The following is a 20,165-nucleotide window of genomic DNA, read 5'->3' as shown; positions in this document are numbered from 1 at the left end:
CCGCGGCCGCGGGCCGGCGGCGGCGCGTCGTGCGGACGGGGACGGCGCCGTCCCGGCCCCGCTCCCCGCGTCCGTGGGCACCCGTCCTTCACCCGGCCCGGACGGCCCGGACGGCCCGGTCGTGGCCCTCGCGGCGGGCCGGCCGGGGGCGGGCGCGGCGCGGGAGCACGGCGGTGCCGTCGACGTCGCCGGGTGCGGCGAGAGGGCTCGTGTGCCCGGACACCGCGGCGGTCCTCATCGGGTCACCTCCTTCAGCAGCCGTTCCCAGTCGTCCAGGAACCGGGACAGCCCGTAGCGGGCGAGCGCCGCCGCGCGGGCGCGCTCACCGGTGCGGCGGGCGTGCGCCGGGTCGGCGACGAAGTCCCGTACGGCGTCGGTCAGCACGTCGACGCGGTTGGACACCACACCGGCGCCGGGCGGTACGGCCTCGGTGACCTCGGTGGTGGCGAGGGCGACGACGGGCATGCCGAGGTGCATCGCCTCCAGCAGGGACAGACCGAGGGAGGTCCAGCGCACGGGGTGGACGTAGACGCGGCGGCGGGCCAGCGCCTCGTGCAGTTCCGCCTGGGTCAGTTCGTACGCGCGGCAGCGGTCGGGGGGCAGGCCGAGGTGGCCGGCGAGGCCCTCGGTCCGCATGCCGAAGACGTCGAGGGGCGCGGCGTCGGCGAAGGCCGGCAGCAGGTCGGTGCCGGTGGTGCGGCCGCGCCGCACCGGTTCGTTGACGACGACGGCGGCGTGCGGGAGTTCCCCGGTCCACAGCGGGCCGGGGTCGACGATGCCGTGTTCGACGACGGTGGCGGGGACGCCCCGGTCGTCCCACATCAGACGGTTGAAGTGGGTGACGTGGACGAGGGTGACGCCGGGGATGTCCGCGGCGGGGTGCCGGGTGTCGGGCACGTCTCCGTGCGGGGCGTTGTGCTCCAGGTAGACCAGGGGCGGGCGGCGTCCCAGCCACCGGTCGACCAGGGCGAGTTCGTGCGGGCGTTGCAGGACGACGACGTCGACGTCCTCCTCGCTCAGGCGCTCCGGGGGCACCTCGACGACGGAGTCGGGCCAGTCGAAGGTGCGGGCGCGGCCGAGTCCGTCGGGTCCGCGGTCCGGGGTGACGGGGACGACGTAGGTGTGCGGGCCCCGCACGAAGGCCGTGGTCCACGACCCGTGCACGTGCCACAGCAGGATCCTCATGTCGCCTCCACGAGCTTGTCGACCGCCGCGACGACGTCGAGCGCGGTCACGGTGTCCAGGCAGGGGTGCCCGGGTACGGGGCAGCTGCGGGCGCGGGTCCCGGCGCAGGGCGCGTCCTGGTCGCCGAGCAGCACGTGCGGCACCCCGTACGGCCGCCAGCGCTCGGCGGGGACGACCGGCGCGAACAGGGACACCACCGGGGTGCCGACGGCGGCGGCGAGATGGGCGGGACCGGTGTTTCCGGTGACCACGCAGGCGGCCCCGGCGAGCACGCCGGCGAGTTCGGCGGCTCCGGTGCGGCCGCCGAGGTCGACGGCCCGGCCGCCGGCGACGTACGCGGTCAGGTCCCGCTCCCCCGCGCCGCCGGTGACGGCCACCCGGCGTCCGGCGGCGGCGAGTTCGCGCACCGCCTGCGCGCACCGGTCGGGGCTCCAGGCACGGGCGGGCACGCTGGCGCCCGGGTGGACGACGACGTACTCCCCCTCCCCGAAGCCGGTGAGCGCTCCGGTCGCGGGCGGCGGGAGCACCCGCAGCCGTCCGTCGTCGACCCGGGGGAAGCCGGCGGCCTCGGCGAGGTCGAGCCCGGCCTCCGCCTCGTGGGCGCGGGGGGCGCGGTGGTGGCGCACGTCGAGGAGGGAGCCGGGGTGGTCCTCGCTGTCGGCGGCGATGCAGCGGACGCCGGCCAGGCGCAGGAGGAGGGCGGTGGGCAGCGGGGACTGGTGGAAGGAGGTGAGGATCAGCGCGGTGTCGGCGTCGACGGCGTCGACGAGTGCGTCGATCTCCTCCCGGCTGACCTCGGGCGGCTGGAACCCGGTCCACGGCGAGTCCCAGACGAGCACCTCGTCCACCCCGGGCAGCAGCCGTGCGGCGGGCGCCCCGTGCGGCCCGCACAGCAGGGTCACGGTGTCGGCCCGGGCGGCGACGGCCCGCACGGCGGGCCCGGCGAGCAGCACGTCGCCGAAGCTGTCGAGCCGGGTGACGAGGGCTTTCACACGGGCCTCCCCCACGGCGGGCGCTCCGCGGGCTCGTTCCACGGCGGGGCGTCCAGGATCAGGCGCACCGCGGCCGGGAGGTTTGGGGCCACATGGGGCGCGGCGGAGGTCTCCTCGGGGCGGGTCTTCGGCGTGGGGACGAGGACGGCGCGGGCGCCGGCGCGTCGCGCGGCCTCCACGTCGGCGCCGATGTCGCCGACGACGACGCAGTCGGCCGGGTCCACCCGGATGCGGCCGGCCGCCCGAAGGATCATGCCCGGCCGGGGTTTGCGGCAGGGGCAGCCGTCGTCGGGGCCGTGCGGGCACACGGCCCAGACGTCGAAGGGGCCGAGGAGGTCGTCGACGCGCCGGTTGACGCGGCGGGCGTCGGCCTCGGTGAGCAGTCCGCGCGCGATGCCGGACTGGTTGGTGACGACGCCGGTGCGGATGCCGCGGGCCCGGAGCGCGTCGAGCGCCGCGCGGGCGCCGTCGACGGGCCGTACCAGGTCGGGGTCGGCGTTGTAGGGGACGTCGTGGACCAGGGTGCCGTCGCGGTCGAACAGCACCGCCCGCACCGGGCTCATCGGGCCGCCTCCCGCCAGGCGGGGGCGTTGCGGTGGCGCCAGGCCCCGGCCAGCCGGTGCCAGGTCGCGGCGGGCGGGATGACGACGCTGGTGGCCAGCACGGTGGTCACCTCCTCGCGGGTGCGCGGGCCGGGCACGATGCGGGCGCGGGCGAACTCGGCGGTCCCGGCGGCCCAGCCGAGCGCGCAGGCGGTGGCCGCCCGGCGGTGCCCGGCGACGGCGAGGGCGCAGGCGGCGGCGCCGGCGGCGGTGATCGCGGCGTGCCGGCGGATCCGGCCGCGCGGCGCGACCGCCTTGTCCCACCAGTCGGGGCCGTGCAGCCGCCGCATCAGCGCGTCGTCGGCGTTGCCGCGCTGCTGCCCCACCGACGCCCAGCGGGAGGCGGAGCGCACCGGGTGCAGCGTGGTGCGGCGGCCCCTGCGGATGCGCCAGCCGGCGTCGAGGAGGCGCAGCGCGAGGTCGGCGTCCTCGCGGAAGGCGCGGGGGAAGCGTTCGTCGAAGCCGCCGGCCTGCCGGAGGGCCTCGGTGCGGTAGGCCATGTCGGCGGTGATCCAGCGGGCCCGGGCGAGTCCGGCGGTGCCGCGTTCCCAGTCGGTGGGGCGGCGTCCGCCGGGCAGCGGCACGGTGATGACGCCCGGGATCCCGGCGGTGTCGGGGGTCGCCTCCTCGAGGTCCTGGACGAGCTGTGCGCACCAGTGCGGCCCCACCTGGACGTCGTCGTCGAGGAAGACGGCCCAGGGCGCGGTGACGGCGCGCAGCCCGGTGTTGCGCGCGGCGGCGGGCCCCCGGCCGCCGGTGGCGGCGATGGTGGTGCGTTCGCGCAGGTCGCCGAGGACGGTCAGGGCGTGGGCCAGCGCGTTGGGCGCGGGGTCGGGGTCGGGCCGGTCGTCCACGAGGACGATCTCGTCGGGGCGCGGCCCGTGCGCGGCGGCCAGCGCGGCGAGGCAGTCGGCGAGGGTGTCCCGCAGCAGGGTGGGGATCACGACGGCGTACGACGTCATCCGAACGCCCTCCCCCGGAAAGGGGCTCTGGTGCGAAGGATGCGCATCGGGGCTGTGCTCCGTCCCTGGGAGGCGTGGTCTTCTACCGGAACGCGGGTGCCGCGTTCGTGGTCGCCTCAAACACTTGGTCACAGCTTGCCCGTATCGGGGCGGCCCTGACGCCTTTTGGGCGGCTCTTCAGGTCACGGCCGCCCGACCGGGTGACGACCGCTCCCGGCGCCGTCGACCGCCGCGAGGTCACGTGCGTCGCGCTCACCTTCGGCGCGGGCGCCGGCGGGCGCTGCGCGCGGCTGCCGGACGCCCTGAAGGAGGAACGGGTCCCGGCGACCTTCTTCCTGCCGGGCAGGCGGCACATCGAGCGGTGCCCGGAGCCGGTCCGGCGGACGGCCGGCGAGGGGCACGAGGTGGCCGACCGCACCTGGACCCACCGCCGCCCGACGGAGCCGGAGCCGGACGGGACACGCGAGGAGCTCGAGCGCACCACCGAGGAGACGGCACGCCTCACCGGCCGCCGCCCCGCCCCGATGCGCCCGCCGCGGGGCCGCACCGACGACACCCTGCACCGGGTCGGCCGGGAACCGGGCCTCTCGGAGGTCCTGCGGAGCGCGACCGCGAAGGACCGCGCGACGACCGGCTCCGCGACGGCACGGCGCCGGCCGTCCCCGGCGTCATCGCCGGACCGAAGAGGCGGGGCTGCGTGTACATGACGGTTCCCCGGCCGCCCGCCCCCGGGGAAGGCGGAGCCCGCGGAGGCGTACCGGTGGGGCCGGTACCGCCCGGGACTGGGCCGGGCGGGACTGGGCCGGGCGGGTGACCCGTGCCCGGACGTGCCGACGGGCCGGGCGGATTTCCTAGGATTCACCCGTGGCCACCTTCCAGCTCCAGCGCACGGCGCCCCTCTCCCCCGACGAGGCCTGGCGCCGACTCACGACGTGGTCCCGCCACGGGGAGGCGGTCCCGCTGACCCGGACGACGGTGCGCACTCCCCCGCCCACCGGCGCGGGCACGAGGATCGTCGCCCGCACGGGCCTGGGCCCGCTCTCCTTCGACGACCCGATGGACGTGACGGTGTGGCGGCCCCCGCAGGAGGGCTCCCCCGGGTACTGCCGGCTGGAGAAGCGCGGCCGGGTCGTCACCGGCTGGGCGGAGATCGAGGTACGGCCGGGGCCGGGCGGCCGGGCGCGGGTGGTGTGGCGGGAGGACATCGGCGTCCGCTTCCTGCCCTCCTTCTGCGACGCGGTTCTGGCACGGACGGGCCGGCTGGTCTTCGGACGGGCGGTGAACCGCCTGCTCAGACAGGAGTGAGCTAGGGGCGCGAAGACCCGTCGCGCCTCGCGACGACCCAGGCCTGGTGCCGCACGAAACGGAACACCGCCTCTTGGGACCGGCGTTCCCACTGCTCACGCTGTCCCCAGGAACCCGGCAGCCACGCGTCGGCCTCCGCGTCGAGGCCGTCGGGGTGGACGATGTTCCCCCGGCTGTCGTAGTGCTCGGCCATGCCGTAGCGGGCGAGGTCCAGCTCGGCGCGTTCGGGATCGGCTCCCAGGGCCTCGTCGGCCTCCCTGAGGGAGAACGAGAGCCGCCGGCGGTCGTAGTCGATGTCGGCGAGGGCGACGAAGACCTGCTCCCCGGGGCTCACGACCTCCTCCGGACGGGAGATACGGCGGCCGGCCAGCTCGGAGCGGTGGACGAGTCCGTCGATCCCCTCCTGGACCCGGACGAGGGCGCCGAAGGAGAGCAGTCTCACGACCGTGGCCTCGACGATCTCTCCCGGTCGGTGGGAGGTCGTGAACTGTCGCCACGGCCCGTCGTGAGCCGCCTTCAGGGAAAGCAGGGGACGCCTCCCGTCGACGTCCGGGCCGAGCACCCGGACATGTACCCGGTCGCCCGTGCGCACCACGTCGGAGGGGTCGTCGACATGCCGCCACGACAGTTCCGACCGCGGGACCAGCCCCACCGCCGTCCCGAGATCCACCACCGCTCCGTCCCGCAGGACCTCGGTCACCGTGCCCCTGCGCACCTGCCCGGACCGCCGTCCCCGGCGAAGGCCCGGCCGGAGGGCGGCGTCGGCCTCCTCCAGCCAGGCACGGCGGGAGAGGTGCACGAGGCCCCGGTACCGGTCCAGTTCGATGATCTTCGCCTTGACCGCCGTACCGAGGAGCCCGTGCGGAGGGTCGCCCTGTCGCCGGACGGCCAGGCCGGACGGCATGAAGGCCCGTACGCCCACGTCGAGGACGAGTCCGCCCCGGACCGCGTCAATCACCGTGCCGGTGACGTGGCCGTCCTCGGCCCTGACGGTCTCGAGCTCGCTCCACGCCTCCACGGACCGGGCGCGCCTGAGGGACAGGACGGCATGGCCCTCCGCGTCCCGGCGCCCCAGGGCCATGACCTGGACGCGGTCCCCCGTCTCCACCGTCAAAAGCGGGTCGGCATCACGCCGGAGCGAGAGTTCACCCGCGGGAACGACACCCGTGAGGCCGTCCAGCGACAGCAGCAGCCCGCCCCCGCGCCGGTCGACGACCGTACCGAACACGAGGTCCCCGGGGGCGGGCTGCCGCCTCCGGGGACCACCGGCGAGCAGCAGTGCGCCCCCTCCGGCCGGCTGTTCGCGCCGGCCGAGCCGCCCCACCGCCTCGTCGAACGAGCGGTAGGCCCCGCGCCCGGTCGACCACCCGCTCGGCGTGTCGGCCAACGTGATCAGCATCGTGGACCCGCGGCCCCACGGGCCGTCCCCCCTGGACGCGATGCGGCGGCAGGTGCGCGAGGAGGCGCGCACCAGCCGCGTCACCGGATGGTCCGCACCGAGTCGCTCGCCGGCCCGCCGCGCCTGCTCCGTCAGTGCCTGCGCGGTCCGCTCCGCTTTGTCCGCCTTGTCGGCCTCGTCGGTCGCGCGCACCGACTCCACCTGTGCGGTGACCAGATTGGTGAGCGTCGCGACGGAGCGGGGATGCTCGGGCCCGAGCCTCGCGTCGAGCCGGCCGGACACGGAGGCGAGCTGGGCGACCGCCCGCTCCAGCCGGGCGGGGGACCGGGTCACCCGGGCGGACTCCACCTGCACCGCCGCGAGATCCGCCAGCACACCGAGGACCTCCGGATGGTCGGCGCCGAGCATCGCCGAGAGCCGCTGGCAGGTGACTTCCAGTACCTGCACCGATGTCGTCAGGGCCTTGGCGTCCCCGTCCCGCAGCGCGGCCGTGACACGGGCGACGGCAAGGCCGGCGACAGAGAAGAAGGCCCGCGGGTCGTCGCCGGCTGTCTCCCTCACGAGGTCGGCGGCCTGGCCGGCGAACGCGCTCAGGGCCACCGAGGAAGGGCCCGGCCGTTCCTCACCGGGCTTGCGCCGGACCGGCTCCCGGCCCCCCGGCCCCGGACCGTGTCCGCTGTCGGCGAGCCGCCACTCCACGGCCGCCAGGACCTCGCGAGGTTCGGCGCTGTGCGGGGCGTCGAGGTGACGCAGCAGGCTCCGGGCGGACCGGGCCCGGGAGGCGGCCGAATCCAGGTCCCCCAGCGTCAGGGTGACGACCGCCAGATTGACGAAGGTGATCAGGGCCAGCGCTTCGTCGACGTCGGCGTCCGCCATGTCGAAGGCCAGGAGATCGAGGAAGGTCCGTACGTCCTCCCCACGGCCGAGCCTCATGCCCACCGCGGCCAGGGCGTTCCCGGCGGCCACGGCGCGATCCGTGTCTCCCGGCAGCCTCATCAGCCTCGCGGTGAGCACGTCGAAGAGCCGAGCGGCCTCACCCCGTAACCCCAGTTCCCACAGCAACCGGTTCAGCCGTACGCCCTCGGCGAGTTCACGCGGATCCCACTCCGCCTCGTCGGGCTCGGCCGGCAAGCGCGTGACGAACGCCACCAGACTGGGCAGATGGGCGAAACGCAGGCCCCCGGGGTCGCGCAGCGCCTCCTCCGCGCATTCCGCCGCCGCCTCGAAGGAGTCAATCATCGTCCGGCTCCCCCCTCAACGTCCGGAACGCCTCGTCGCAGACCTCGTTCGCCAACCGCATGTAGAACGGGCGCATGTCGCGTGCCAGGAGCGGGTTCTCGGCCGCCAGGGCGTTCATCTCCCGGACCATGAACCGGCCGGTCTCGAACACCTCGCTCGCCTTTTCCCTCCTTTTCCGCAAGGGCTCACCGCGACCGGGGGGAGCAGGGTCGGCCCGCATCGCCGGGGGTGCGGGAGGTACGGGGAGTCCCTCACTGAGCAACCCCACCAGATACTCGGCCGACAGCTTCTCGAAGACCTCGAACGCGCTGCTGAGGGCGCCGGCGGCCAGGGTGCCCCCGCCCGTCCCGCTCAGCCGGCCGGAGGCCTCGGGGTCGAGGAGGATGCCGATGACCGCGGGGTCCTGGCCCTCGGTGCGTCGCTCCACGGGCCCTCCGGCATATCCCTCGCCACCGTCGGACGGCGGGTCGCCGACCAGTTCGATCACACACAGCGGACGGCCCCCGCCGTCCCGCCGGTCCGGCACGACGGCGTCCACCGTGCCCCGCAGGACCGTTCTCTGCGGGCCGGGACGGTACGGGGCGAGCCACCCGTCTCCCTTGACGGCGCTGTCGGCCTGCGGTGCCGAGCAGTCGGCGTCCGGGTCGGGCAACACGCTGACCAGGGCGAGCCCGACGTCCTCCGCCAGCTCGTACACCATGGCCCGCAGCGGCAGCCCCTGGGCGGTGTGCAGGTCGACGTGTTCCCGCGTCCGCAGTCCCGGCAGGCAGGCGGTGGAGGTCAGGACGTAGGAACTGGTCACGAAGAAGCCGCCGCCGAGGAGTTCCCCCTCCCGGGATATGGCCACCCAGTAGTCGTCGCGCCCCATGGAGTACCTCAGGTCCCGCTCATCGGCAATGCCGCGCCCTCGTCCGCAGGTCGGTGCAGCCTCGGATGCGGTACGCGGGGCGGCGCCGGCTACGAGAGTACCGGCTCGTACCCGCAGCGCACCGGGTCATGTACGGAATGTCAGCCCCGGCCGAGCACGCGCCGGGCGCCGGCGATCACGGCTGTCGCCAGTACCCACCCGGCGACGACCAGCAGCAGCGCGACGGCCTTGCTCGCTCCCGCGGGGTCCCAGGCGCCCCGGTGCCCGAGGCTCGCGACGGGGATCAGCAGGTCGAGGCTGTACAACACGGGATCCCAGGCGCGCTTGGAGTCGCCGCCGACGGGCGGCGGCCGGTGCGTGGCGAACCACAGCGAGCCCACGGCGACCAGCGACAGCAGCCACAGCAGCGCCCGGCGGGGGGCGTATCCGTAGCCGAACAGCACGTCCTGCACGAGACCCCAGATCCGGCCGGACAGACGGTCGTTGCGACTGAGGTACCGCTCGCGGGCGTGCCGCACGGTGCGGGCGGAGCGTTCGTCTCCGCCGCTCTGGTACGACTTCGCGAGTTGCTCGAAGGTCCGGGCGCCGGCCTGCGGGTCGCGGGTGAGCCAGGAGATCCGGGCGCGCACCTCCACGGACCGTTCCGTCTCCAGCCGCTGGTACGCGAAACCCTCCAGGGACAGGGCGCCCGGCGCCGGCCACGTGGACTCGGAGTCCACCAGGACGTCGACGGTCGCGTCCTGCAGCACCACCCGGCCCGCGGGGGGCTCGCGCAGATCCAGCCTGAGGCGCGGGACGCGGAGCCGGCCGCAGAGCAGGGAGCCGGCGGGCCCGGCGAGGATGCCGTCGTGGAAGGTCACCACGCCCCCGACCTCGGCCGCCCGCAGCAGCACCTGCCCGGTGCTGCGGAACCCCCAGTCCGCGTAGAAGCCCGTGCAGATGATCCCGGTGGCGTCGATGCCGCCCACGTCGGCGGCGTGCAGGTTGACGGCGTGGGTGACGCGGGCGTCCCTCAGGTAGAGGGACCCGTTGGCGGTCAGGCCGCGGCCGTGGACCGAACCCTCGACCGTCAGCCGCGGCGCGAGCAGGGACCAGGCGCCGCCGTCGGCCACGGACAGCTCCTCGACGACGAGGTTCCCGCCGATCCGGGCGTCCGCCAGCCGGAGGACTCCGGTGGCCGTCCCCTCGTGCAGCCGCCGCGGCGCCCGTCGTCCCGTACCGTCGTCCGCCGGATCCGTCATGGGCCTCGGTTCGGACACGCCGTCCCCCAGCCTGGCGCCCGTGAGGCGGAGTTCGCCGTCGACGACCAGGCGGTCGGCGTGCACCGCGGGCAGGACCGAACCCGACAGGTCGAGCGACGGCACCGAGAGTTCCGTCAGGTCGAGCGGCTCCTCGAACACGCAGTCGACGAGGGCCACTGCGGCGTCGAGGCTCCGGCGGTCCAGACGCAGGGCGCCGACGACGCGCAACCCCCGGTAGGCGAGCGTACGTTCACCGTTCCCGTCCCGTGCGGCGAGGGCCGCGCCCAGCGCCCTCGCGTCAACCGTTCCGGACAGGCTCGTCACCCGGCTCGCGCGCCGGGCCCCCCTGATGCGTGACACGGTGCCCCCCTTGTCCCCCGCATGACATATCACACGCGCGTTCCGGCTTCCGTACGAGTCCGCTGCGCCGACTCCGTCCGGCCATACTGGACACATGGAGCATTCCCTGTCCGGCGCCCTGTCCGTCCTCGGTGGCCGGCCCGTGGGCAAGGCGCTGGCCGAGTGGCTCGGCCAGAGTCAACTGGAACTGGAAGAAGCCGACTTGGTGGCGACCGGCGGGAGCGGGGGAATCCTCGTGTCCGGGTTCCTGCGCGATCTGAGGCCCGGACGCACCAGCGGCATGAGGATCGTCAAGCTGGTCCCGTGCTCCGCCCACGCCGACACGGAACCGCGCAATCACCGGGCCGCGCTGTCCGACCGGGTCCCCGGCAACGAGGACTTCATCGACTCCCACCTGGTCGAACTGGACGACAGGACCGCCAGGTTGGACGACTACTGGGTGATGATCCAGCATCCGGCCGGTGACGGCACCGAGGAGGGGATGGGGACGCTCGCCGGGCTGGGCACGGACCGGCGGACGCCCGCCCTCGTGGAGGAGGTCGTCAAGGGGGTGCTGGGCGGCTGGAACCCCGATCCGGTCACCGGTGGGGAGAGGAGGGACGCCGGCGTCGAGCCCCTCTCGGCGGCCCGGTTCGTCGAGGACATGCTGGGCGAGTCGTCCGGCAGAGCGGAAAGGGCCGGACGCTGGCTGCGGGAGCGGATGGGGCCGGACAGCGGGAGTGCCTGGTTCACGCTGGGCGGGAACGCCCGCCCGCTGCCCAATCCGGTGGTGCTCGGGGAGGGTTCGCCGCTGAGCGAGTGCCAGGTGAGACTCGCGGTGCGCGGGCGCGCCCACGGAGATCTGCATCCGGGCAACATCCTCGTGCCGGTCAGCGGGAAGGCCGCGGCCGACGACTTCTGGCTCGTGGACCTGAGTTGGTACCACCGGCACGCGCTGCTGGCCCGCGATCCGGTTCATCTGCTGCTCTGTCTGGTCGCCGACGAGTACCTGCCCCACATGTCCGGACCCGCCCGGGAGGAACTGCTGGCAGCGCTGACCGGTGAGGACCCCGCGTGCGAGGGACCGCTGATCCCGCAAGGGCTGGCGGACACCGTCGCGCGGGTGCGCGGGGCGATGATCGGCTGGGGCGCGGTGCACCGCATCAACACGGGCTGGCGCCACCAGTGGTTCCTGGCGCTCCAGGCCTGCGCGCTGATGGTGGTCGTCCGGCCGCGGTACACGGAGCGGGACCGCTGGTGGTTCTTCCGCCTGGCGGCCGGGGCGTGCCGGGCCTATCTGGAGAAGGCGGGCGTGGAGCCCCCCGGAGGGGCGGTCCCGTCGGCCGAGGTCCCGGCACCCCCGGTGGCCCTCGCACCGGACCCGGACCCGGTACCGGCACCGGCACCGGCACCGGTCGCGTTCGTCCCGGCGCAGGCTCGGGCCGCACCGATGGAGACCGTGTCACCGGCGGCCGACGCTCCGGTGGCCGAGCCGCGGACCGGGCCGGCCGTCCCTTCGGCCGCCGGGACGTACGCTCCGGCGGCCGATCCCGCGGTGCCCGTTCCGGCGCCGTCGCCGGGGGCCGAGCCCTGTGCCGTGGAGGTGCTGGCGGAGATCTGGGACCTCTTCGAACCCGTTCTGCGGCACCTGTCGTCGGTGCCCGTCGGGGAGGTGCCGCGCCACACCCTCGAGTACGTCATGCGTCGTGCCACGGACCTCGGGCTGTCCCTCGGCCACCCCCGGCTCGTCATGCCGCGGCCGGCGGGCGTCCCCGACGAGGAGTGCCGGGAGCAGGTGCTGGACCGGCTGGGCGAGGTGTCCGACCGGGCCGAGGAACTGCACGGAGTCATCGTGCAGCCCCTGCGTCGTATGCAGGAGCTCGCCCACGGCACCGGGCACTCCGGACTCCGTGCACTGGTGAAGTCCCTCAGGGACCTCCTCGACGAGGTCCGTCGTGCCTCCGCCGTCCTGTCGGCCCCCCGTCCGGCCTGACCCCCGTCACGCCGCCGGCCCGCTCCGGCCCGTGGGCGCCGTCGTGGTGGATCGGGGTGTGGGCCCCGGTGAGGGACACGCCTGCGCCGCCGTGCCGGTTCGCGACGATCTCCGCCGCGATGGACAGGGCGGTCTCCTCCGGAGTGCGGGCGCCCAGGTCGAGGCCGATCGGCGACCTGAGACGGGCCAGCTCCGCCTCGGTCACGCCGGCCTCGCGCAGGCGGGCGGCGCGGTCCAGGTGGGTGCGGCGGGAGCCCATCGCGCCGACGTACGCCACCGGCAGGCGCAGGGCCAGTTCCAGCAGGGGCACGTCGAACTTGGCGTCGTGGGTGAGGACGCACAGGACCGTGCGCGCGTCGACGGGCGTGCGTCGCAGGTAGGTGTGCGGCCACTCGACGACGATCTCGTCGGCCTCCGGGAAGCGGGCGCGCGTGGTGAACGCGGGGCGGGCGTCGCACACCGTGACGTGGTGGCCGAGGAACGTGCCGACCCGGACCAGTGCCGACGCGAAGTCGACCGCCCCGAAGACGATCATCCGGGGCGGGGGGACGGAGGACTCGACCAGAAGCGTGAGCGGTGCTCCGCACCGCGAGCCCCGCGCACCGATCTCCAGGGTCCCGGTGCGGCCGGCGTCCAGGAAGGCGCCCGCCTCGGCGGCGACCGTGCGGTCCAGCTCCGGACGGCCGCCGAAGCCGCCCCGGTACGAGCCGTCCGGGCGGACCGTCAGCGCGCGGCCCCTCAGCTCCGCCGGGCCGTTCACGATCCGCGCCACCGCCGCCGCCTCCCCGCGCGCGGCGGCGGCGAGCGCGGCGGCGAGCACCGGACGGGCGGGGTCCGCCGCCCGTACCGGCGTGACCAGGACGTCGATGACCCCGCCGCAGGTCAGCCCCGCGGCGAAGGCGTCCTCATCGCTGTGGCCGAAGCGCTCCAGGACGGTGTCGCCGTCCCTCAGCGCCTGCTCGCACAGCTCGTACACCGCACCCTCCACGCAGCCGCCGGAGAGCGAGCCGACGGCCGTCCCCGCGGTGTCGACCGCGAGCGCGGCGCCGGGCCCGCGGGGCGCGCTGCCGACGGCCGCCACCACGGTGGCGACCGCGAAGTCACGGCCCTGCCCGACCCACCGGTTCAGCTCCTCGGCGATGTCCAGCATGTCTCGCTCTCCTCGGCTGCGGTGGGGCACGACCGCCCGTAGCGGCGTCGGGGTCACCCGGTCCCGGTGGTGAGGTGTTCCGGGCGGACCGGTGTTCTGCTGAGTTCCAGGCCCGTCGCGTCGCGGATGGCCGCGAGGACCGCCGGGGTCGAGGAGAGGGTGGGGGCCTCGCCCACGCCGCGCAGGCCGTACGGGGCGTGGTCGTCGGCGAGTTCGAGCACGTCGACGGGGATGGCCGGGGTGTCGAGGATGGTGGGGACGAGGTAGTCCGTGAAGGACGGGTTGCGCACCTTCGCGGTCCTCGGGTCGACGACGATCTCCTCCATGACCGCCATGCCCAGGCCCTGGGCGGTGCCGCCCTGGATCTGGCCGGTCACGGACAGCGGGTTGAGCGCCTTGCCGACGTCCTGCGCGCAGGCCAGCTCGACGACCTTCACCAGGCCGAGTTCGGTGTCGACCTCGACGACGGCGCGGTGCGCGGCGAAGGAGTACTGGACGTGGCCGTCGCCCTGTCCGGTGCGCGGGTCGAAGGGTTCGGTCGGCCGGTGCCGCCACTCCTCCTCGGCCTCGACGGCCTCGTCGCCGAGGACGTCCACCAGGTCGGCGAGCACCTCGCCTCCGTCGGTGACGACCTTGCCGCCCTCCAGCAGGAGTCCGGCGCCCGCCCAGGCCGGGTGGGACGGGCCCAGCTTGCGCCGGCCCAGCTCCAGGACCTTCTCGCGCACCAGCTCGCAGGCGTTCCTGACCGCGCCGCCGGTGACGTACGTCTGCCGGGAGGCGGACGTCGACCCCGCCGAGCCGACCCGGGTGTCGGCCGGGTGGACGGTCACCCGGGCGACGCCCAGCTCGGTGCGGGCGATCTGGGCGTGCACGGTGACGCCGCCCTGGCCGACCTCCGCCATCGCGGTGTGCACGGCGGCGACCGGCTCACCGCCGGCCACCTCCAGGCGGACCCGGGCGGTGGAGTAGTCGTCGAAGCCCTCGGAGAAGCCGACGTTCTTGATGCCGACGGCGTAGCCGACCCCGCGGACGACGCCCTCGCCGTGCGTGGTGTTGGACAGGCCGCCCGGCAGCCGGCGCACGTCGGCGCCCTCGCCGGACTCCCACTGGCGCTCCGGGGGCATGGGCCTCGCCTTGACGCGGCGCAGGAGTTCGGCGACCGGCGCCGGGGAGTCGACGGGCTGCCCGGTGGGCATGAGCGTGCCCTGCTCCATGGCGTTGAGCTGCCTGAACTCCACCGGGTCCAGGCCGAGCCGCGCCGCCAGCCTGTCCATCTGCGCCTCGTACGCGAAGCACGCCTGGACCGCGCCGAAGCCGCGCATGGCCCCGCAGGGCGGGTTGTTGGTGTAGAGGGCGACGGCCTCGACGTCGACGGCGTCGACGGCGTACGGGCCGACGCCGAGCGAGGCGGCGTTGCCGACCACGGCCGGGGAGGAGGAGGCGTACGCGCCGCCGTCGAGGACGATGCGGGCCTTGACGTGGGTCAGCCTGCCGTCCGCCGTGGCGCCGTGCTCGTAGTGGAGCTTGGCCGGGTGGCGGTGGACGTGGCCGAAGAAGGACTCGAAGCGGTTGTAGACGATCTTGACGGGCTTGCCGGTGCGCAGGGCCAGCAGGCAGGCGTGGATCTGCATCGACAGGTCCTCGCGGCCGCCGAACGCGCCGCCGACGCCGGCCAGCGTCATCCGCACCCTGTCCTCGGGCAGGCCGAGCACGGGCGCGATCTGGCGCAGGTCGGAGTGGAGCCACTGGGTGGCGACGTAGAGGTGGACGCCGCCGTCCTCCTCGGGGACGGCGAGTCCGGATTCGGGGCCGAGGAAGGCCTGGTCCTGCATGCCGAAGGTGTACTCGCCCTCGACGATCACGTCCGCGCGCTCCCGCGCGGACGCCACGTCGCCGCGCACGACGGGCTGGCGGTGGACGATGTTGGGGTGCGGGACGCGGGCGATGTGGTGGTCGTCGCGGTTCTCGTGGACGAGGGCCGCGTCCGGGGCGAGGGCGGAGGCCTCGTCGGTGACCACGGGGAGTTCGCGGTAGTCGACCCTGATCCTCGCCGCGGCGCGGCGGGCGGTCTCCGGGTGGTCGGCGGCGACGATCGCGACCGGTTCGCCGTGGTGGCGGACCTTGCCGTGGGCGAGGACCGGGGTGTCCCTGATCTCCAGGCCGTAGTTCCTCACGCCGGTCGGCAGGTCGTCGTACGTCATGACGGCGTACACGCCGGGGACGGCGAGCGCCTCGCTCGCGTCGATCGAGGCGATCTCGGCGTGGGCGACGGTGGAGCGCAGGATCTGCCCCCAGAGCATGTCCTCGTGCCACAGGTCGGAGGAGTACGCGAACTCGCCGGTGACCTTGAGGGCGCCGTCCGGGCGGAGGGTGGACTCGCCGATGCCGCCCTTGGTCCCCGAGCCCTGCGTGAGGGTGGTGGGCATCCCTTTCGCCGGCATGCTCAGCCCCTCTCGGCCCGGCGGGCGGCCGCCAGGCGGACCGCGTCCATGATCTTCTCGTAGCCGGTGCAGCGGCACAGGTTGCCCGACAGGGCCTCGCGGATGTCCGCGTCGCTCGGGTCGGGGTGGCGCTCCAGCATCTCGTCGGCGGCGACCAGCAGACCGGGCGTGCAGAAGCCGCACTGGACGGCGCCGGCGTCGAGGAAGGCCTGCTGGAGCGGGGAGAGCCCGGTGTCCTCGCCGGGCCGCGCGACGGCGCCGCGGGAGCGCTGCCCGGCGAGGTCCGCCAGGCCCTCCACGGTGACGACCTCGCGGCCCTGGACCTGCCCGGCGGCGACGAGGCAGGAGCACACGGGCACGCCGTCGAGCCGCACGGTGCACGATCCGCACTCGCCCTGTTCGCAGGCGTTCTTGGAGCCGGGCAGGCCGAGCCGTTCGCGCAGCACGTACAGCAGGGACTCGCCCTCCCAGACGTCGTCGGCCTCCCGGGGGCGTCCGTTGACGGTGAAGTCGATGCGCATCACGCGGCTCCCTCCGTGGTGCGGCGGGCGCCGCGGTACGACTCCCAGGTCCAGGTCAGGGTGCGGCGGGCCATGACGCCGACGGCGTGGCGGCGGTAGCCCGCGGTGCCGCGCACGTCGTCGATCGGGTCGCAGGCGGCGGCGCACAGGTCGGCGAACCGCTGGGCGAGGGACGGGACGACGGCCTTCCCGTTGTCCCAGAGGCCGCCCTCCTCCAGGGCCGCGTTCAGGAACTCCTCGGCGGCCCGCGCCCGGACGGGCGTCGGGGCGGCCGAGCCGATCCCCGTCCGTACCGTCCGGGTCTCCGGGTGGAGGGCGAGGCCGAAGGCGCACACGGCGATGACCATGGCGTTGCGGGTGCCGACCTTGGAGTACTGCTGCGGGCCGTCGGCCTTCTTGACGTGGACGGCCCGGATCAGCTCGTCGGGCGCCAGCGCGTTGCGCTTCACGCCGGTGTAGAACGCGTCGATCGGGATGCGGCGCGCCCCGCGCACCGACTCGGCCTCGACCTCGGCCCCGGCGGCGAGCAGCGCCGGGTGGGCGTCGCCGGCCGGGGAGGCGGTGCCGAGGTTGCCGCCGACGCCGCCGCGGTTGCGGATCTGCGGGGAGGCGACCGTGTGGGAGGCGAGGGCGAGACCCGGCAGCTCGGCGCGCAGGTGCTCCATGATCCGCGCGTACGGGACGCAGGCGCCGAGCCGTACGGCGTCCTCGCCGACCTCCCACTCGTACAGGTCGCCGACGCGGTTCAGGTCCATGAGGTACTCGGGCCGGCGGTGGTCGAAGTTGATCTCGACCATCACGTCGGTGCCGCCCGCGATCGGTACGGCGGCGGGGTGCTCGGCCTTCGCGGCGAGCGCCTCCTCCCAGCCGGCGGGGCGAAGGAAGTCCATGACCGGCTCTCTTCTTCGTCTCGTGGGGCGTACGGATCAAGCCAGTCCGGGTGCGACGGGCCCGGCTCGCACCTGTGCGGTCCACCCGGGGTGCGGCCAGTACACCGCCGTGCGCTCCGTGGGGTCAGTCACGGAAACCATGAAGGAGTTGGCTGGCCAGCGAGGTCATCTTGTAGATTCATATGAACGGAGGTCCTCTGTTACCTCCCCACCTTCCCCCGGAAACAGGGGACACGGTCCAGGACACGGCCGACACCGTTGATCAGCCACCCGACGGGCCCTCTCGGCAAGGCCCCTCCACGGTCCACCGCAGGTATCGAGACAAGAAACGACGGAGACGAGAATGCGGCTGCGCGCACTGCTGGACACCGACGCGCTGGGCCTGAGGCTGCTCGGCGGCGAGGACGAGCTGGAACGCGGTGTGCGCGGGGTGATGACCACCGACCTGAGGGACCCCAGCCGCTATCTCTCCGGCGGGGAACTGGTGCTCACGGGCCTGGCCTGGCGCCGGGACGCGGCGGACTCCGAGCCGTTCGTACGGATCCTGGCGCAGGCCGGGGTGGCCGCCGTCGCGGCCGGCACGGCGGAGCTGGGCGACGTGCCGGAGGACCTGGTCGTGGCCTGTGCGCGGCACCGGCTGCCGCTGTTCGCGGTGCACGAGTCGGTGGCCTTCGCGACCATCACCGAGCACGTTGTGCGGCAGGTGTCGGGCGAGCGCGCCGGTGATCTGGCGGCCGTGGTGGACCGGCACCGGCGGATGATGACCTCCGGACCGGCGGGCGGCGGCCCGGAGGTCGTGCTCGACCTGCTGGGCTCGGACCTGGACCTGCGGGCGTGGGTGCTCTCGCCCACCGGCCGGCTGATCGCCGGGGCGAGGACGGCGGGCCCGGCACTGCCCGCCGACGTGTGCGCGGGGCTCGCCGCGGAACAGCTGGCGGCCGCCCGCACCGGCCGGCGCGGCCCGCACCGGGTCACGCGGGGGCAGACGGCGTACAGCCTCTTCCCGGTGCGCGGCAGCGGACGTTCCGCGTCGGCGCCGCACGACGTGCGCGAGACGGTGCTGTCGGACTGGGTGCTGGTGGTCGAGGCGGACGCCGGGGACTGGGCCGAGGAGCGGCTGGACCTGCTGCACGGCGTCACCCAGCTGATCGCCGTCGAGCGGGACCGCAGGGACGCGGCGCGCACGGTGCGGCGCCGGCTCGCGCAGGAGGTGCTGGAGCTGGTGCAGACGGGCGCCGCGCCCGCGGAGATCGCGGCGCGGCTGCGGGTGGCCGCGCCGGTGCTGCTGCCCGGGCTCGGGACCGCGCCGCACTGGCAGGTGGTGGTGGCCCGCGTCGACTGGGACGGCGGGGAGGTCGACGGCGGGCCGGTGGCCCAGGCCCTGCTGGAGGAGATCCTGGTCGACCCGGCGTCGACGGGGCCCGAGCACTCCGACCGCGTCGCGGTGGCCCACACCGGCGACGAGGCGATCGCCCTCGTACCGCTGTCCTCGGTGACCGGCGAGCACGAGGACTCCGGCACCGGCGTCCTCGCCGACGCGCTCCTGGCGTCCGTGCGCGACCCGCTCACGGCCGGACTCGACGGCGACGGCCGGCTCACCCTCGGCGTCTCCGCCGCCGTGCACTCGGCGGAAGGGCTGCGCGGGGCGCTGGAGGAGGCGCGGCACGCCCGGCGCGTGGCCGCGGCGCGCCAGGGCCGGGTCTGCGCGGCCGGACACCAGGAGCTCGCCTCGCACGTCCTGCTGCTCCCCTTCGTCCCCGACGACGTGCGGCGCGCCTTCACCGCCCGCCTCCTCGACCCGCTGCGGGACTACGACCGCCGGCACCGCGCCGAGCTGATCCCCACCCTGGAGGCGTTCCTCGACTGCGACGGCTCCTGGACCCGCTGCGCGTCCCGCCTCCACCTGCACGTCAACACGCTGCGCTACCGCGTCGGCCGCATCGAACAGCTGACGGGCCGTGACCTGTCCCGCCTGGAGGACAAGCTGGACTTCTTCCTCGCGCTGCGGATGAGCTGAACCCGCCGGGAGGCGGGCGCGCGATTCGGGCCCGCGATCCGGGACTTTGTGAAATCCTTCACCCACCCTCTTGGCCGGGCCCGTCGGTTCGTGCTGAGATGCGGCCACCACTCAACAGCTCGATGGCGTGCTCGGGGAGGGCAACGTGGCGCACACCGCCATGTCCGGTGACGGAACGACCGCCGATGACGATCCCCTCCAGACGGCGGTGTGGCGGCTGCGCTCCCGCGCCTGCTGGGCCGACGCCGCCGCCCTGCTCGAACCGGCCGGCCCGGACGCGGCGCTGCAGCGGGCGTCGCTGCTGGTGGAGCGGTGCCTGTACACCGAGGCGGGGTGGGAGGAGGCCGAGGACGCGCTGCGCACGGCCGAGGCGCTGGCGCACAGCGACGACGAGCGGGGGGCCGCCGCTTGTGAACGCGGGTACTTGGCCTACGCCGCCACGCTGTTCCGGGTCCGCGACCGGGCCGACGAGGCGCGGGCCGCGCTCGGCCGGGCGGCGGCGCTGATCGCGCCGGGCGCGGCGGGGCGGGCGCTGCTGGACTTCCGGCGCGGGCTGATCGCCGAGAACCTCACCCGGTCGCCGCAGGCGGCGCGGGCCGCGTACCGGCGCGCCCACGCGGGCGCCACCGCGCACGCCGACCCGCTGCTGCTCTCGGCCACCTGGCGCCACCTGGCCGGACTCGCCCTGCGCGACGGCGAGTTGACGGAGGCCCGGCGCGGCTTCGCCGAATCCCTGCGGATCCGCGAGGAGTTGGGCTACCTCGTCGGCACGGCCCCGGCCCTGGTCTCCCTGGCCGACACGGAGACCGAACCGGAGGCCTCCCGCCTCCGCGAGGAGGCCCGCCGCCTCTTCCGCCTCCTGGGCGGCGTCCCCACCTGGCTGGCCCACCACCTCACCCCACCGCCCCCGGGCCCGGCGACGGCGTAACCGACCGAACCCGCCCGAGGAACCCCCACCGGGAGAGCGCGAGAACAAGGCCCCCACCCCACCCGACGCTCAAGGACAAGACCCGCCCCCCGT

Annotated in this window: 17 protein-coding genes; 5 read left to right on the top strand and 12 right to left on the bottom strand. The window is 75.1% G+C overall.

The features are described 5' to 3' along the window. Nucleotides 1–88: 88 nt before the first annotated feature. Genes ADK41_RS41560 through ADK41_RS05215 form a run of 5 tightly spaced genes read right to left on the bottom strand, consistent with a single transcriptional unit; the run spans nt 89 to nt 3,741 of the window. On the bottom strand, nt 89–238 hold the full coding sequence (locus tag ADK41_RS41560) for a hypothetical protein (RefSeq protein ID WP_158717694.1): 150 nt from the start codon (nt 236–238) through the stop codon (nt 89–91). After that, nucleotides 235–1,185 carry a glycosyltransferase gene (locus ADK41_RS05230; RefSeq protein WP_030831338.1) on the bottom strand — a complete coding sequence of 317 codons (951 nt, stop codon included), beginning with the start codon at nt 1,183–1,185 and terminating at the stop codon, nt 235–237. Before ADK41_RS05230 ends, ADK41_RS41560 begins: the two co-directional genes overlap by 4 nt. After that, nucleotides 1,182–2,177 (bottom strand): glycosyltransferase family 9 protein, encoded by a 996-nt coding sequence (locus ADK41_RS05225; protein ID WP_030831336.1) that lies wholly within the window; start codon nt 2,175–2,177, stop codon nt 1,182–1,184. The genes ADK41_RS05230 and ADK41_RS05225 overlap by 4 nt, the downstream gene beginning before the upstream one ends. Further along, nucleotides 2,174–2,740, bottom strand: a complete 567-nt coding sequence (locus ADK41_RS05220) for a D-glycero-alpha-D-manno-heptose-1,7-bisphosphate 7-phosphatase (RefSeq protein ID WP_051843380.1) — start codon at nt 2,738–2,740, stop codon at nt 2,174–2,176. The genes ADK41_RS05225 and ADK41_RS05220 overlap by 4 nt, the downstream gene beginning before the upstream one ends. Further along, a complete protein-coding gene (locus ADK41_RS05215) occupies nt 2,737–3,741 on the bottom strand; it encodes a glycosyltransferase family 2 protein (protein ID WP_030831330.1) in 1,005 nt (334 codons plus the stop codon). The genes ADK41_RS05220 and ADK41_RS05215 overlap by 4 nt, the downstream gene beginning before the upstream one ends. 200 nt (nt 3,742–3,941) lie before the next feature. On the opposite strand from ADK41_RS05215, the gene ADK41_RS05210 reads away from it, so the two are divergent. Next, on the top strand, nt 3,942–4,448 hold the full coding sequence (locus ADK41_RS05210) for a polysaccharide deacetylase family protein (RefSeq protein ID WP_051843379.1): 507 nt from the start codon (nt 3,942–3,944) through the stop codon (nt 4,446–4,448). 157 nt (nt 4,449–4,605) lie between these two features. After that, nucleotides 4,606–5,046, top strand: a complete 441-nt coding sequence (locus ADK41_RS05205; protein ID WP_030831327.1) for a hypothetical protein — start codon at nt 4,606–4,608, stop codon at nt 5,044–5,046. A 1-nt stretch (nt 5,047) separates the two neighbouring features. Here ADK41_RS05205 and ADK41_RS05200 read toward each other — a convergent pair whose 3' ends face one another. The 3 genes from ADK41_RS05200 to ADK41_RS05190 form a co-directional block, all read right to left on the bottom strand. Continuing rightward, the gene (locus ADK41_RS05200; RefSeq protein WP_051843376.1) at nt 5,048–7,684 is read right to left on the bottom strand and encodes a S1 RNA-binding domain-containing protein; all 2,637 of its coding nucleotides are present in this window, start codon (nt 7,682–7,684) and stop codon (nt 5,048–5,050) included. Beyond that, nucleotides 7,677–8,552, bottom strand: coding sequence for a hypothetical protein (locus ADK41_RS05195; protein WP_051843374.1), 876 nt, complete (start codon nt 8,550–8,552; stop codon nt 7,677–7,679). The genes ADK41_RS05200 and ADK41_RS05195 overlap by 8 nt, the downstream gene beginning before the upstream one ends. A gap of 140 nt (nt 8,553–8,692) precedes the next feature. Beyond that, nucleotides 8,693–10,153 (bottom strand): hypothetical protein, encoded by a 1,461-nt coding sequence (locus ADK41_RS05190; RefSeq protein WP_158717693.1) that lies wholly within the window; start codon nt 10,151–10,153, stop codon nt 8,693–8,695. 94 nt (nt 10,154–10,247) lie between these two features. On the opposite strand from ADK41_RS05190, the gene ADK41_RS05185 reads away from it, so the two are divergent. Beyond that, nucleotides 10,248–12,125: a hypothetical protein gene (locus ADK41_RS05185; protein WP_030831315.1), complete on the top strand. Its 1,878-nt coding sequence runs from the start codon at nt 10,248–10,250 to the stop codon at nt 12,123–12,125. On the opposite strand, the gene ADK41_RS05180 is transcribed toward ADK41_RS05185, so the two are convergent. From ADK41_RS05180 to ADK41_RS05165, 4 genes are read right to left on the bottom strand one after another with little or no spacing between them, the layout of a single operon-like run. After that, complete coding sequence (locus ADK41_RS05180; RefSeq protein ID WP_078662076.1) at nt 12,061–13,275, bottom strand: XdhC family protein; 1,215 nt, start codon at nt 13,273–13,275, stop codon at nt 12,061–12,063. The two genes, ADK41_RS05185 and ADK41_RS05180, sit on opposite strands and share 65 nt — an antisense overlap. A gap of 53 nt (nt 13,276–13,328) precedes the next feature. Further along, a complete protein-coding gene (pucD, locus tag ADK41_RS05175; protein WP_030831309.1) occupies nt 13,329–15,716 on the bottom strand; it encodes a xanthine dehydrogenase subunit D in 2,388 nt (795 codons plus the stop codon). Nucleotides 15,717–15,718: 2 nt separating this feature from the next. Beyond that, nucleotides 15,719–16,237: a (2Fe-2S)-binding protein gene (locus tag ADK41_RS05170; RefSeq protein ID WP_030831306.1), complete on the bottom strand. Its 519-nt coding sequence runs from the start codon at nt 16,235–16,237 to the stop codon at nt 15,719–15,721. After that, entirely contained in the window at nt 16,237–17,127 is an 891-nt protein-coding gene (locus ADK41_RS05165; protein WP_030831304.1) for an FAD binding domain-containing protein, read from the bottom strand. Before ADK41_RS05165 ends, ADK41_RS05170 begins: the two co-directional genes overlap by 1 nt. A gap of 343 nt (nt 17,128–17,470) precedes the next feature. On the opposite strand from ADK41_RS05165, the gene ADK41_RS05160 reads away from it, so the two are divergent. Beyond that, the gene (locus ADK41_RS05160; protein ID WP_030831301.1) at nt 17,471–19,144 is read left to right on the top strand and encodes a PucR family transcriptional regulator; all 1,674 of its coding nucleotides are present in this window, start codon (nt 17,471–17,473) and stop codon (nt 19,142–19,144) included. Nucleotides 19,145–19,304: 160 nt separating this feature from the next. Then, nucleotides 19,305–20,072 carry a hypothetical protein gene (locus tag ADK41_RS05155; RefSeq protein WP_030831298.1) on the top strand — a complete coding sequence of 256 codons (768 nt, stop codon included), beginning with the start codon at nt 19,305–19,307 and terminating at the stop codon, nt 20,070–20,072. Nucleotides 20,073–20,165: the final 93 nt, after the last annotated feature.

It is taken from the genome of Streptomyces caelestis (assembly GCF_001279005.1).
GTDB classification, from domain to species: domain Bacteria; phylum Actinomycetota; class Actinomycetes; order Streptomycetales; family Streptomycetaceae; genus Streptomyces; species Streptomyces heliomycini.
This window is presented reverse-complemented; position numbering and strand designations above follow the sequence as displayed.

Excerpts from the sequence above, each read along its gene's own strand:
- ADK41_RS41560 (WP_158717694.1), bottom strand. The coding sequence starts at position 238 with ATGAGGACCGCCGCGGTGTCCGGGCACACGAGCCCTCTCGCCGCACCC.
- ADK41_RS05230 (WP_030831338.1), bottom strand. The coding sequence starts at position 1,185 with ATGAGGATCCTGCTGTGGCACGTGCACGGGTCGTGGACCACGGCCTTC.
- ADK41_RS05220 (WP_051843380.1), bottom strand. The coding sequence starts at position 2,740 with ATGAGCCCGGTGCGGGCGGTGCTGTTCGACCGCGACGGCACCCTGGTC.
- ADK41_RS05215 (WP_030831330.1), bottom strand. The coding sequence starts at position 3,741 with ATGACGTCGTACGCCGTCGTGATCCCCACCCTGCTGCGGGACACCCTC.
- ADK41_RS05200 (WP_051843376.1), bottom strand. The coding sequence starts at position 7,684 with ATGATTGACTCCTTCGAGGCGGCGGCGGAATGCGCGGAGGAGGCGCTG.
- ADK41_RS05195 (WP_051843374.1), bottom strand. The coding sequence starts at position 8,552 with ATGGGGCGCGACGACTACTGGGTGGCCATATCCCGGGAGGGGGAACTC.
- ADK41_RS05185 (WP_030831315.1), top strand. The coding sequence starts at position 10,248 with ATGGAGCATTCCCTGTCCGGCGCCCTGTCCGTCCTCGGTGGCCGGCCC.
- ADK41_RS05180 (WP_078662076.1), bottom strand. The coding sequence starts at position 13,275 with ATGCTGGACATCGCCGAGGAGCTGAACCGGTGGGTCGGGCAGGGCCGT.
- pucD (WP_030831309.1), bottom strand. The coding sequence starts at position 15,716 with ATGCCGGCGAAAGGGATGCCCACCACCCTCACGCAGGGCTCGGGGACC.
- ADK41_RS05170 (WP_030831306.1), bottom strand. The coding sequence starts at position 16,237 with ATGCGCATCGACTTCACCGTCAACGGACGCCCCCGGGAGGCCGACGAC.
- ADK41_RS05165 (WP_030831304.1), bottom strand. The coding sequence starts at position 17,127 with ATGGACTTCCTTCGCCCCGCCGGCTGGGAGGAGGCGCTCGCCGCGAAG.
- ADK41_RS05160 (WP_030831301.1), top strand. The coding sequence starts at position 17,471 with ATGCGGCTGCGCGCACTGCTGGACACCGACGCGCTGGGCCTGAGGCTG.
- ADK41_RS05155 (WP_030831298.1), top strand. The coding sequence starts at position 19,305 with ATGTCCGGTGACGGAACGACCGCCGATGACGATCCCCTCCAGACGGCG.